The organism is Burkholderia ambifaria AMMD (genome assembly GCF_000203915.1).
Classification (GTDB): Bacteria; Pseudomonadota; Gammaproteobacteria; order Burkholderiales; family Burkholderiaceae; genus Burkholderia; species Burkholderia ambifaria.
Genome location: NC_008391.1, coordinates 1,040,918 through 1,053,023, shown reverse-complemented (window position 1 = coordinate 1,053,023; position 12,106 = coordinate 1,040,918). Strand labels below are relative to the sequence as shown.

Annotated in this window: 14 protein-coding genes; 6 read left to right on the top strand and 8 right to left on the bottom strand. The window is 65.7% G+C overall.

Annotation, left to right across the window (positions count from 1 at the left end):
• Window positions 1-28 precede the first annotated feature (28 nt).
• The gene (locus BAMB_RS20710; protein ID WP_011659125.1) at window positions 29-1,330 is read right to left on the bottom strand and encodes an NAD(P)/FAD-dependent oxidoreductase; all 1,302 of its coding nucleotides are present in this window, start codon (window positions 1,328-1,330) and stop codon (window positions 29-31) included.
• Window positions 1,331-1,477: 147 nt separating this feature from the next.
• Here BAMB_RS20710 and BAMB_RS20705 point away from each other — a divergent pair, with 147 nt between their 5' ends.
• Window positions 1,478-2,131, top strand: a complete 654-nt coding sequence (locus BAMB_RS20705) for a TetR/AcrR family transcriptional regulator (protein ID WP_011659124.1) — start codon at window positions 1,478-1,480, stop codon at window positions 2,129-2,131.
• 24 nt (window positions 2,132-2,155) lie between these two features.
• On the opposite strand, the gene BAMB_RS20700 is transcribed toward BAMB_RS20705, so the two are convergent.
• Complete coding sequence (locus BAMB_RS20700; RefSeq protein WP_011659123.1) at window positions 2,156-3,067, bottom strand: LysR family transcriptional regulator; 912 nt, start codon at window positions 3,065-3,067, stop codon at window positions 2,156-2,158.
• A gap of 114 nt (window positions 3,068-3,181) precedes the next feature.
• Between BAMB_RS20700 and BAMB_RS20695 the strand changes: the two genes are divergently transcribed.
• Window positions 3,182-3,943 carry an SDR family NAD(P)-dependent oxidoreductase gene (locus BAMB_RS20695; RefSeq protein WP_011659122.1) on the top strand — a complete coding sequence of 254 codons (762 nt, stop codon included), beginning with the start codon at window positions 3,182-3,184 and terminating at the stop codon, window positions 3,941-3,943.
• Window positions 3,944-3,988: 45 nt separating this feature from the next.
• Here BAMB_RS20695 and soxR read toward each other — a convergent pair whose 3' ends face one another.
• Window positions 3,989-4,465 (bottom strand): redox-sensitive transcriptional activator SoxR, encoded by a 477-nt coding sequence (gene soxR / locus BAMB_RS20690; protein ID WP_011659121.1) that lies wholly within the window; start codon window positions 4,463-4,465, stop codon window positions 3,989-3,991.
• Between the two features lie 78 nt (window positions 4,466-4,543).
• Here soxR and BAMB_RS35430 point away from each other — a divergent pair, with 78 nt between their 5' ends.
• Window positions 4,544-4,753, top strand: a complete 210-nt coding sequence (locus BAMB_RS35430) for a hypothetical protein (protein ID WP_011659120.1) — start codon at window positions 4,544-4,546, stop codon at window positions 4,751-4,753.
• 313 nt (window positions 4,754-5,066) lie between these two features.
• Here BAMB_RS35430 and BAMB_RS20685 read toward each other — a convergent pair whose 3' ends face one another.
• Entirely contained in the window at window positions 5,067-5,441 is a 375-nt protein-coding gene (locus BAMB_RS20685; RefSeq protein ID WP_011659118.1) for a YXWGXW repeat-containing protein, read from the bottom strand.
• A 610-nt stretch (window positions 5,442-6,051) separates the two neighbouring features.
• On the opposite strand from BAMB_RS20685, the gene BAMB_RS20680 reads away from it, so the two are divergent.
• Window positions 6,052-7,170 (top strand): porin, encoded by a 1,119-nt coding sequence (locus BAMB_RS20680; RefSeq protein ID WP_011659117.1) that lies wholly within the window; start codon window positions 6,052-6,054, stop codon window positions 7,168-7,170.
• 187 nt (window positions 7,171-7,357) lie between these two features.
• On the opposite strand, the gene BAMB_RS20675 is transcribed toward BAMB_RS20680, so the two are convergent.
• The gene (locus BAMB_RS20675; RefSeq protein WP_006752579.1) at window positions 7,358-7,756 is read right to left on the bottom strand and encodes a GreA/GreB family elongation factor; all 399 of its coding nucleotides are present in this window, start codon (window positions 7,754-7,756) and stop codon (window positions 7,358-7,360) included.
• Window positions 7,757-8,269: 513 nt separating this feature from the next.
• Between BAMB_RS20675 and BAMB_RS20670 the strand changes: the two genes are divergently transcribed.
• The gene (locus BAMB_RS20670) at window positions 8,270-8,599 is read left to right on the top strand and encodes a DUF4148 domain-containing protein (RefSeq protein ID WP_006752578.1); all 330 of its coding nucleotides are present in this window, start codon (window positions 8,270-8,272) and stop codon (window positions 8,597-8,599) included.
• A 152-nt stretch (window positions 8,600-8,751) separates the two neighbouring features.
• On the opposite strand, the gene BAMB_RS20665 is transcribed toward BAMB_RS20670, so the two are convergent.
• Entirely contained in the window at window positions 8,752-9,213 is a 462-nt protein-coding gene (locus BAMB_RS20665) for a CBS domain-containing protein (RefSeq protein ID WP_011659116.1), read from the bottom strand.
• Window positions 9,214-9,390: 177 nt separating this feature from the next.
• Between BAMB_RS20665 and ribA the strand changes: the two genes are divergently transcribed.
• Window positions 9,391-10,041 carry a GTP cyclohydrolase II gene (gene ribA, locus BAMB_RS20660; RefSeq protein WP_011659115.1) on the top strand — a complete coding sequence of 217 codons (651 nt, stop codon included), beginning with the start codon at window positions 9,391-9,393 and terminating at the stop codon, window positions 10,039-10,041.
• Window positions 10,042-10,588: 547 nt separating this feature from the next.
• Here the strand turns inward: ribA and BAMB_RS20655 are convergent.
• Window positions 10,589-10,849, bottom strand: a complete 261-nt coding sequence (locus BAMB_RS20655) for a VOC family protein (RefSeq protein ID WP_227739309.1) — start codon at window positions 10,847-10,849, stop codon at window positions 10,589-10,591.
• A gap of 486 nt (window positions 10,850-11,335) precedes the next feature.
• Entirely contained in the window at window positions 11,336-12,097 is a 762-nt protein-coding gene (locus tag BAMB_RS20650) for a hypothetical protein (RefSeq protein ID WP_175783431.1), read from the bottom strand.
• Between the last annotated feature and the right edge of the window lie 9 nt (window positions 12,098-12,106).

The window sequence follows — 12,106 nt, the reverse complement described above, 5'->3', positions numbered from 1 at the left end:
TGCTTTCCTCGAAACGTTACGCAATGTGTCAAGACAGGCGGATGCGCGGCTGCACGCAGCCGTTGATCCGTTCGGCGATCCACAGCAGCGTCGCCTTGGAGAATCCGTGCAGCGCCTGCTGGTGCCGCCGGTACAGCATCAGATGGCTGAACTGGGCGAAACGCCCCTGGATGAAGCCGCCGCGGAAGAACCCGAATTGCCCGAGCGTGCCGAATGCGTCGTAGTCGCTGATCGACACGAGCGCGCCGAAATCGTGGAACGCGAACGGCGGCAACGGCTTGCCGTCGAGCCATGCGGGCAGGTGTTTCGCGAGATGCTCGGCCTGCTGGGTCGCGACCTGCGCGGTCGGCGGCAGCGGCCGCTCATGGCCATCGGGTTGCAGGCTCGCGCAATCGCCGATCGCGAACACGTGTTCGTCGGCCGTGGCCTGCAACGTGGGCCCGACCATGATCTGGTTCGCACGGTTCGTATCGAGCCCGCCCAGCGCCTGCATGAAATCGGACGCCTTCACGCCGGCCGCCCACACCATCAAATCCGCTTCGGCAAACGAACCGTCTCCATAGTGGAAGCCGTTCGCATCGGCCGACGTGACGCGCGTCGACGTCAGCACGTGAATGCCGATCTGTTCGAGCCGGCGCTGCGCGGACGCGGAAATCCTCGGCGGAAACGCGGCGAGGATGCGCGGGCCGCTTTCGAGCAGCGTCAGCTGCAGCCGCTCGCGCACGGTCTCATCGCCATACGCCTGCGCGATTTCCAGCAGCCGGCTCAGCTCCGCTGCCAGCTCCACGCCCGTCGCACCGGCACCGACGATCGCGACGCGAAACGGCTCGTCGCGCGCGATGCTGCGGAACACGCGCATCCGCAGCGCTTCGTTGAAGGTCTCGGCCTGCTGCTGGCTGTCGATGAAGTAGCAGTGCTCGCGCACGCCCGGCACGCCGAAATCGTTGGCCTGACTGCCGAGCGCGAGGATCAGCACGTCGTATTCGAGCTCGCGCGCGTCGACCAGGAGTTCGCCTTCCGGCGAGCGGATCTCGGCGAGCTGCACGCGGCGGCGCGCGCGATCGAGCCCCTTCAGTTCGCCGGGCTGGTACGTGTAGCCGTGGTCGCGCGCGTGGGCGAGGAAGATCACCTGCTGTTGCTGCACGTCGCGTGTGCCGGCCGCGATCGTGTGCAGCATTGGCTTCCACACGTGGGTCGGGCTGCGGTCGACGACGGTGACCTGCGCGCGCCCGCTACGGCCGAGGCGTTCACCGAGGCGGGTCGCGAGCTGCAAGCCGGCGATTCCGCCGCCGACGATGACGATGCGGGCAGGGCGAGTAAGGGTTGTCATGGATAAATCATCATGTGATGAATAAGGTATGATCCTAGCGCTTCCCGGCTTCGCGTGTCAACGGAGCGGGGCGGCGGGCCGGCTCCGGCGACGCGAAATCGGGGCACGAACACGGGCATTCGAATCAATCAACAGGAGCAGGAAAACGTGGCTGAAGTCACTGAGTGCGCGCCATCGAAGCGGCGTACGCGCGGGCGGCCACTGGCGGACGCGTCCGTCGGTCCGGACGTGATATTGCGAGCCGCGCGCCGCACGTTCGCGAAGCGCGGCTACGATGCGACGAGCGTGCGTGAGGTCGCGCGCGAGCTGGGCATCGACGCGGCGCTGATCGCCCATCATTTCGGCACGAAGGAAACGCTGTGGCTGGCGGTCGTCGAGCAGATCGCCGAGCTGGCCCAGCCGATGTTCGATGCGTTGCGTGCGCTGCGCACGTCGTCATTGCCGCATCGCGAGCGCATGCGGCGCGCGATCGAGCTGTGCGTCGATCACGAATTCGACGAGCCGGACATCGGCATGTTCTTCTCGACGGCAGCGACCGAGGAGGGCGCGCGGCTCGATCGGCTGCGGGAGCGGCTCGTGCGGCCGTATCACGACGCGATGTTTCCGCTGATGGCGGAAGCTGTCGACGCCGGCGCGATCCGCCCGGTCGATCCGGATGTGCTGTTCTTCATGATCGCGAGCGCGGTCGGCACGACGGTGTCGTATAGCCACCTGATTCTCGAGTTCACGTCGTTGCCCACGCGGCAGGATGCGTTCCGGCAGGCCGTGCTCGACGTCGCGCTCAACTTCCTGCTCGACTGAGCGCCGTGCGCGCGACGCGCGCGATCACGTCGCAGCCACCAGCCCCAGCGTGCCAACCGCGTGCCGCGCGGTGTCGCGCAGCGCGTCGACGAGCGGCGACGGCGTCCGGTACGCGATCGCCAGTTCGTACGCGAGCGGGCTGCCCGCGCCCGTCAGTTCGCAGAACGTAATGCCTTGCGGCTGCATCGGCACGAACAGGCGCGGCATCAGCGCGACACCGATGCCGCCCGCGACGAGTCCGGCGGTCGTCTGCATCTGACGCGGCTGCTGGACCACCCGCGGCGCGAAGCCGGCCTGCGCGCACGCCGTCACGATCCGCGCATGCATGCCGGGCCCGTGATGCGCGGCAAACAGCACCCACGGTTCGCCCGCCAGCTCGGCCAGCGTGATGCGGCGGCGGCGCGCGAGCCGGTGGCCGTCGGGCAGTGCGGCGACCATCCGGTCGCGCAGCAGCGGCTCGACGTACACGTCGCCGGCATCGGCCACCGGCAGCACGACGAGGCCGACATCCGTGCGGTCCTGCCGCAGCGCGAGCACCTGCTCGGCGGTCGTGCCTTCTTCCAGCTGGAAATCGACGTCCGGATGCCGTTCCTGGAACGCGCGGAGGATCAGCGGCAGCAGTGCGTTGACCGTGCTGTCGACGAACCGCAGCCGCAGCGTGCCGCCCAGGCCGGCGCCGGCGCGTCGCGCCACGGCCACCGCGCGCTCGGCCTGCTCGAGCGCGCGGCGCGCTTCGAGCAGGAAGGCATCGCCGGCCGGCGTGAGCGTCGCGCCGCGGTTGTCGCGTTCGAACAGTGCGACGCCCAGCTCTTCCTCGAGCTTGCGGATGGCCGCGCTGAGCGGCGGCTGCGCCATGTGCAGGCGCTCGGCGGCGCGCCGGAAGCTGAGCGTTTCGGCGACGGCAATGAATTGCCGGAACTGGCGCAAATCGATCATTACGATACCTTTCGCGTATCAGACGGTCATCTAATTCGTATTTTACCTATCGCCGTGCATTGTCCAGACTGCCAATGTCATCAATCGTCAACACCGAGGCAAGGAGGGCAGGTCATGACAGGCAGCGAACGGCAACGTACCGCGATCGTCACGGGCGGGTCGAGCGGAATCGGCTTCGCGATCGCGCGCCGGCTGGTGGAGGACGGGTATCGCGTCGCGATCGTCGGGCGCGACGCGGGGCGGCTGGAAGCGGCCGTCGCCCGACTCGGCAACGCGGCGATCGGGCAGGCGGCCGACTTGAGCGTGCGGCGCGACGCGGCGTCGGCGGTCGCGGCGATCGTCGCGCGGTGGCCGCGCATCGACGCGCTGGTCAACAACGCGGGGCAGACGGGGCGGGTGGGCGCGGACACCGAAGCGGGCGACGCCGAAACCGTATGGGATGCCGTCCTCGCCGCGAATCTCAAAAGCACGTTCATCACGACGCTGGCCGTGCTGCCGCACCTGGCCGAGCGCGCGGCGCGGATCGTGAACATCGGGTCGATCGCGGCGCGCGCCGGCAGCCTGCTACCGGGCGGCCTCGCGTATGCGGCGGCGAAGGCGGGGGTCGAAGGGTTCACCGCAGCGCTGGCGCGCGAGCTCGGGCCGCGCGGCGTCACGGTCAATACGGTCGCGCCCGGCTATATCGCCGATACGCGCTTGTTCGGCGATGCCGGCGTCGCACCGGCTATCGCGACGACGATCCGCGAGCAGACGCCGGTCGGCCGCGCCGGCCATCCGGAAGACATCGCGGACGCGGTCGCGTGGCTCGCCGGGCCGCGCGCGTCGTTCGTCACCGGCGCGACGATCGCGGTGAACGGCGGCTGGCGCGTCGGGTGACGCGCAAAGGCGGCGCGGCGCCGCGCATCGCGCCGGCCGCGTGCGTCAGTCGAGATCGGGCGGCGTATCGCCGAGCCAGCGCCGCGCGCCGGGGCCGTTGCGCCCCGCGCGATCCTCGGGATTGGTCAACTTGCAGCGCTTCAGCGACAGGCAGCCGCAGCCGATGCATTCGTCGAGGTTGATGTAGAGCCGCTGCAGTTCCTCGATCCGGTTCGCGACGCGCTGCTTCCAGCCGCGTGACAGCCGCTGCCAGTCCTTGTTGGTCGGCGCGGTGTCTTCCGGCAGGCTCACGAGCTGCTCGGCGATCTCGTCGAGTGAATAGCCGATCTTCTGCGCGAACACGATGAATGCGATCAGCCGCAGCACCGCACGCGAATAGTGGCGATGGCTCGAGCCGTTGCGGTGCGACTTGATCAGCCCGCGCGTCTCGTAGAAGCGCAGCGTCGACGCCGGCACGCCGCTGCGCGCGGCCACTTCGCGGATCGACATCAGCGGCCATTGCGGAGTTTCGTCGATGCCCATGCGCCCTCCGGGAAAGCTTGACTTGAAGTTAACTTCAACTTTTATGCCGCGCGGCAGTTTAACCCGTCGCGAGGCATCATGCTTCCCTTATCCCTACGCAGGACGTCGCCTTTGGGCGCGGCCGGCGTACTGCTGCCGGCGTTCGTCGGGCTGGTGTATTTCGTGATCCTGATGGTGTATTCGGAAGCGGAAGCCGTGTACGGCCCGCGCGGCGGCTTCGTCGTGCGCCGTGGCAAGCAAGTGGCGCGCGGTGTCGGCGCCCCGGTGATCCAGCCGAATGGGCACTGAGCACCGCGTCGCATGTCGGCTGCGGTGCGGATCAGTGAAACGTGCTGCCCGCGAGCATCCCGCCGTCGACGATGAATTCCGAGCCCGTGCAGTACGCGGATTCGTCGGATGCGAGGAACAGCACGGGACGATCGCGGCTTGAGGCGAGCGATCCGCCGTGAGCGGGGCAGCTGAGATTGGCTGCGGTCCGGGGCCGATTCGGGCGCCGATTAGCTGCCTCGCACGGAGGCGCGCCGTCTTTCTATCGTCGACCGCCGCCGGGCCGTCCGCCGTACGGCGCTGCCCCGACCGAAAGGTCGGCGCGGGCAACCTCCTACCGCCACGTGCCGTCGACGTAGATCCACACCGGCCCCTGGCGCCGCCAGTAGCCGGGCACCCACCGACGCCCCGGGCGCCGCGCGACCCAGCGGCCGGACACCCATATATAGTGGCCGCGCTGCCAGCGCCAGTAGCCGTCGGTCCAGACATAGCCGTGCGGCCGGGGCGGTGGCGGACGGCGATCGTGCCGCGGTGTCGGCGGCGCGAAGCGCGGACGATCGGGATAAGGCGGCCTGCCAGGGCCGTGGTTCGGTCCGGGCGGCCGGTATCCCGGCGGTGCGGGCTGGGCCGAGGCGGTACGCAGCCAGCCGCCGGTGGCTGCGACGGCGGCGGTCAGTCCGATGGCGCGCAACAGCGAGCGTCGATTCATCGCGGGTCCTCTTATATGTAATCGGGTCTGCCGTACATTAGCCTCCCGGTCTCGTGGCCGGGTTACGCAGGCCGTTAAGGCTGTTACTGCATGTCACGAGGGCCCGTCGGTCGCCCGATGGAGCGGGCGGACCTCCCGTTGCAGCCCGGTGCCGACGGCGCAGGCACCAGCAATGGCCGCGCGGAGGGGTGTTTACCGTTTGGACGCTTGGTTTTTAGGCGGCGCGGCCCGGTATTTGAGATTTATTTACGTAAAAGTTACCGATTTCAGGCGATTTGCGGATTCCGCTTGTTGTTTCTATGCAACCGTCAAGACGCTGACACGAAGGAATGGTGGGATAGAAGGGGCCAAAAAACCGTCGTCAAGAAGTCAAAAAAAGACGTCAAAACAAATACTTATAACTCGTCCCCACTTTCATTATTTCTAGTTCTGGAAAAGCTTATTTCTTTATTTGCAGATCGCGCCCCTAGGGTACACCCCTAAACTCACGGTTCCCAAACGGGCAACTATCCGGGCGCCGCCAGCAGGACCGATGGCGCTCCCGGGCGGTTGCAGACCGTTTATGAACAAGGTCGCGAGACCTGCCTCTTTTTAGAAGGGAGCTCCACGAATGAACAAGACTCTGATCGTTGCAGCAGCTGCAGCATCGTTCGCTACCGTCGCTCACGCGCAAAGCAGCGTCACGCTGTACGGCGTGCTGGACGCAGGCATCACCTACACGAGCAACGTCCAGCCGGCACTCGGCCAAGCTGGCAAGTCGCGTTGGGCGATGGGTTCGGGCATTGACCAGAGCCGTTTCGGCCTGCGTGGCTCGGAAGACCTGGGTGGCGGCCTGAAGGCAATCTTCACGTTGGAAAGCGGCTTCGGCATCGGTAACGGCAAGCTGGGCAACAACGGCGGCATGTTCAACCGTCAAGCATTTGTCGGTCTGTCGAGCCAGTACGGCACGGTCACGCTGGGTAAGCAGTATGACGCAACGCAAGACTACCTGGCGCCGCTGACGGCAACGGGCTCGTGGGGCGGCACGTACTTCGCGCACCCGCTGAACCTCGACCGTCTGAGCACGACCGGTGACGTCGCAGCGAACAACACCATCAAGTTCACGAGCGCGAACTACGCTGGCCTGCAATTCGGCGGCACGTACTCGTTCTCGAACAACACGAACTTCGGTAACAACCGTGCGTACAGCGCAGGCGTTGCATACCAGTTCCAAGGCCTGAAGCTGGCGGGTGCATACTCGCAAGCGAACCTGGGTGACGGTACGAACGCAAACGGCGCGACGTCGTCGGCAATCGGTGGCGTTGCTAGCCAAGGCCGCGTCCGCACGTACGGTGCTGCTGCTGGTTACGCATTCGGCCCGGCACAAGTCGGCGCTGCATGGACGCAAGCACGTCTCGACAACAACGCAGTTGGTCTGGGCACGCTGCGCACCGACAACTACGAAGTCAACGCAAAGTACAACCTGACGCCGGCTCTCGGCCTGGGTGCTGCTTACACGTACACGAACGCGAAGATCAACAACGGCAGCACGCACTGGAACCAGTTCGGCCTGCAAGCTGACTACTCGCTGTCGAAGCGCACGGACGTCTACGCACAAGCTGTGTACCAGCGTGCAGCGAAGAACGGCATTGGCGCATCGATCTACAACGGCGACAGCTTCAGCAACAACCTGCCGAGCTCGTCGATCAACCAAACCGCAGCAACGGTTGGTCTGCGTCACCGCTTCTAAGCGTGACAAGCGGGGTAACCCGCTTCACAGTATCGAAAAGGCGCCTTCGGGCGCCTTTTTTTCGCCTGTCGAATACGGCGATAAAGGTCGCGACGACGGTGCGTCTCGTCCGGACGCAAAAAAACGAGGCTCAGGGCCTCGCTTTTTGTTTGAGATGGCCGAGGTACGCTGCCGGCCCGCAGCGGCGTCAGCGCGTGTATTCGCCGTTGGCTTCCGGCTGGAACACGATCGCTGCAACCTTCATCAGCTTTTCGGCGCCGCTCGGCTGCAGCACCTTCACCAGTTGACCGCGTTGCGTACCCAGCAGCGCCATGCCGACCGGCGAAAACACGTTCAGGCGCCCGAGCTCGAGATTGGCGGCATCCGGATAAACAATCGTCCAGGTGGCCTGTTCCTGGGACGCTTCGTCGAGCAGCGTGATCTGCGAGTTCATTGTGACGACGTTCGCCTTGATGGCGTCGGGCTGGACGATGTCGGCGCGCTCGAGCAGCGTGTCGAGCATCGCCTGGAAGCGCGGGTTGTGTTCAGCGTGTTTCTCGAGGCGAGCGACGTCGACTTCGCTCAGCTGGTAAAGGCGTTGTTTCATGGCAGTTCTCCAAATGATCGGCGGGGGCAGGCGTGGCATGCCTATGAGGATCGCCCGGAGCCTGTCTGACCTGGCTCCGGGAGGAGACCGTGCCGTCAGATCAGGCGCCGGGCAGGGGCGAGCGGTGCCTGGGCCGTGCGTCGAACGCAGGTGGGCGCCGGCTGACCGGCGCGCATGCACACGCCGGCGGGGCCGGACGGCAAAACCGAAAGAGGCGTGGGCGCGTGCATGGTGGATAGGGTACCGACGGATGAATAAAGCCTTACGATTCTACAACACAACCTTCCGGATCGGCGATTAGGCTGTCGGCCTTCCGTCAGGCATTGTTGTGGAAATGCTTTAAGTGATGGCGATGCAGTGACGCGACATCGATGGATTTTTTCCAAAAACGCAACGCTGTATGTTCAAACCAAGGGTTTCCCCTTGGTATCGCGAGCACTACACTTGTTTCCATCGCTTCAGACAGTCCTGCCGGGAGCGACGCCAAAAGAGAACATATTTCGGAGGTCCATCATGAAGTCGATCATCTACGCAGCGATCGCTGCATCCGTCCTTGCCGCCCCGATCGCATCGTTCGCACAGTCCGAGCAGGGGTTGACCCGTGAGCAGGTCCGGGCCGATCTCGTGCAACTCGAACAGAACGGCTACAAGCCGGTCGCGAGCGATTCGCAATATCCGCAGGACATCCAGGCCGCGGAACAACGGATTCAGCCGAGCCAGCCGATGCTCGCCCAAGCCGATACGAGCGGCTACGGTGCGGTGGCGATGAGCGCAGGTCAGTCGGGCCGCCGCGTCACGCGTGAAGCCCCGAATCCCGTGAACTCCGTCTACTTCGGCAACTGAATATCCCGGGTCTGCCCGAGCACAGCATATGACCGACGGGATGCGCGCCGCTAGCGCGCGTCCGCGTCAGCAGAACAGAACCTCCGTCGCCGCACTCCGGCGGCTTTCCCGCCCAGACGCTCGCGCGTTTGGGCCTTTTTCGCTGGAGTGGATCAGACGGACGTGACCGACGGGGTGCCGTGGATATAGTGTTCCAGCTGGCTGATCGTGAATTGCTGGTCGGCAATCACGCTCTTCACCAGGTCGCCGATCGAGATCAGGCCGATCAGCTTGCCGCCGTCCAGAACGGGCAGGTGGCGCATCCGGTGTTCGGTCATCAGCGCCATGCACTCGTCGGTGGATTGCGACGGTTCGACGTAGCGCACCTTGGCCGTCATGATTTCCTCGACGCGGGTGGCTTTCGACGAACGGTCCTGCAGCACGACCTTGCGCGCGTAGTCGCGCTCGGTAACGATGCCGGCGATGTCGTCACCTTCAACGACCAGCAGTGCGCCGATTCCCTTTTCGGCCATCAGCTTGATGGCGTCGTAGACGAAATCGGTTTTCGTGACGGTGTAGATCGTGCGGCCGGAATCCGGCTTGGCCTTGAGAATTTGCGCGACAGTCGTGCTCATTTGCTTTCTCCGTGTGCGGGACGATGCAGGGAAGGCAGGGCGTGATGCGCGGCACCCGATGGGCCCAGTATAGCCGGGCCGACCGAGGCAGTCGCGTGACGTTTCCAGATTAGCGGTAAACTCCGGTCACGCACTATCCACACAACTCCTACATTCCTGATCGTTTCGACTCAATTCATGATGTCTTCGCGTCCCCAATCGCCCACGCCGGGCAATGGCCAGGCCGACGAGTGCGTGACGCTCGTCGCCACCGCGTCGCTGCCCACGCGCTACGGTACGTTCACGTCGTACGCTTTCCGCGTATCGGGCAGCGATGCCGAACATCTCGCGCTCGTGATGGGTGACGTTACCGGCGAGCAGTCCGTGCTGGCGCGGCTGCATTCCGAGTGCCTGACTGGCGACGTGTTCGGCTCCTACCGCTGCGATTGCGGCGAGCAGCTCGATCTCGCGCTGCGCTACATCGCGGCGGAAGACCGCGGCGTGCTGCTGTATCTGCGCGGCCACGAAGGGCGGGGCATCGGCCTGAGCAACAAGATCCGCGCATATGCGCTGCAGGAGCAGGGGCGCGATACCGTCGAGGCCAATCTCGACCTCGGCCTGCCCGACGACGCCCGCGAATATGATTCGGCCGCCGCGATCCTGCGGATCCTCGGCGTGACGTCGGTGCGCCTGATGAGCAACAACCCGAAGAAGTTCGACACGCTCGTGAAGCACGGCATTCCCGTCTGCGAACGCGTGGCGCTCGCGGTGCCGATGCGCGAGGAAAACGAGCGTTATATCCGGACCAAGCAGGCGAAGTTCGGGCATTACTTCGAAGAGAACGAGTAAGCGCGTTCGACGCGCGGGTGCCCGAACGGGCGCCGCGCGCATTGGGCGAGCGCAGGGCGGGGCGATGCGTCCCGCTGCATTCAATTCTCGTCGTCGGTGCTGGCGGCCGTCGACGCTTGTTGCCGGTTCACGCGACGATCGCGATTGCGTCACTCCTTCGCTTTGCGTTCGGGCTCGTTACTGCGCTATCGCAATCGCGGGCGCGGCCTGACGCATCCCGTGCTCCCTCTACATCCCGATCTCGGTTGACCGCGCCATCGCAGATCGAAACCGAACGTTTGACGTTGCGTCGCCGGCGCCCGGACGATGCAGGCGCGCTGGGGCGATGCGTGCAGATCCCGCCGTGACCGCATGGCTCGCGCGTGGCCGATGTCGGTTGCCGGCCGATGCACGGGCAACCATCGCACGCTTCGAAGCACAATCCGACGCACATCCTGCGTTGCCGCAAGGGCATCCGTTGCGACGGCCCATGTTGTTTGTCGCGCACGCGATGACTGTTCGCCCCGCCGCCGATCTCAGCGCGTAACGGTTCGGGCGTGCCTGCCCGTCAACGCCATTCCGCGTTCTGCAGGACGATCCGGTAGCCATCGGGGTCCTCGAATGTCTGTCCGCAGGCATCCCAATACGGATTGAACGACGCCACGCGCATGAAGCCGTGCGCGGCTGCGCGTGCGCATGCGGCTTCCCCGGCACCGTGGTCGGGCAGATAGAAGACGATCAGGTCTTCGGGCGTGGGCGAGGGTGCGACCGGATGCGCCGGGCAGTGCGTGAACTCGAAGCGGTAGTCGAGCCCTTCGCGTCCGAGCATGGCGCCGGAGAAGCCGTCGTGATCGGCGAAGCGCGTACCGACAATTCGAACGCGTCGCGGTACATGCGCTCGGTTCGGGCGAGATCGGCGACAGGGCGGGCGATGCGCAGATGGGCGTGCATGACGACGTCGGCGGTGCGTAACGGTTCGCCGATAATAAGCCGCAGGGCCCACGGTGAATGTGCCGCAAGCACGGAATTTTGATATGTCCCCGCTAAACCACGCAGGCAAGAAAAAGCCCGCTCCTAGGAGCGGGCTGAATCCATGTTTGGAGACATGGAGGAGACAGATGCAACTTTAAGGGAAAACCCGAGGGATGGCAAGCCCTAGTTGTAATTGTGCAACGCAGCGCGAACTGTTTTCCCGGCAAGAGCAGAGCACTGCGTATCGCGGCTCTTCCCGCGATACGGCATTCCGCCATGTCCTGCCCGGCACATTTGCCGTTCAACCCACCGATCGACGCGTATCCGCGGGCCCCCGTCACTCTCACATGTTGCCAGCCCGCGCGTGCGCGGCGAATGCGCCAAACCGCTCCTGCGCAACCGGCATCGCGTACTTGTCGCGCATTTCCATCTCGATCCACGCGCAGGCCTCGCGCGCGCAGTCGGTCAGCGCATGCCGCGTCGCGTGTCCGTCGATGTCGTAGAGGAAGCGCACGCCTACTTCGTCGTCGGCGACCTGCCGCTGCAACTGGTTGAGCTGCAGTTGCGGCCCGTGCCGCTGCGACAGCGCGCGCAGCTCGTCGAAGTGATATTCGAGCCAGTCGGCGAAGAACAGCGCATCGCTGTGGCTGCGCAGACGGAACGCCGCGCTGCGCGACGGACGCTGCGCGGTGTCGCCCGCAGCCTGCGGCTCGCCGATCGGTGCGATCGCCGCGTCGACGGGCGCGAGCGGCTGCCCGATCTGGCGGTACGGTTCGCGCTCGCGTAGCGCGTGCCACAGCAGTTCGTCGCCGGCGGCACCCGACGGCTGCATCGTGAGGTCGTGCCGACCGTCGCCGACAGCGGCGATGTCGCGAATCACGAGGCGCAGCGAGCAAAGCGGCTCGTCGGCGACCAGCAGCGTTGCCGCGCGCGGCAGCCCGCAGACGAGTGGCGCAGCGCCGGCCGCCCGGAACACGAGGCCGCGGCGATCGAGCCGCACGAGCGGCAGCGGCCGCGGAAACGACGGGTAGGCGACTGCGATGCGGGCGCCGCCGGCACCCGTCAAGCCGGGCATCATCGCGCGAAAGACCTGAGACTGGTCCAAGGTGGTTCT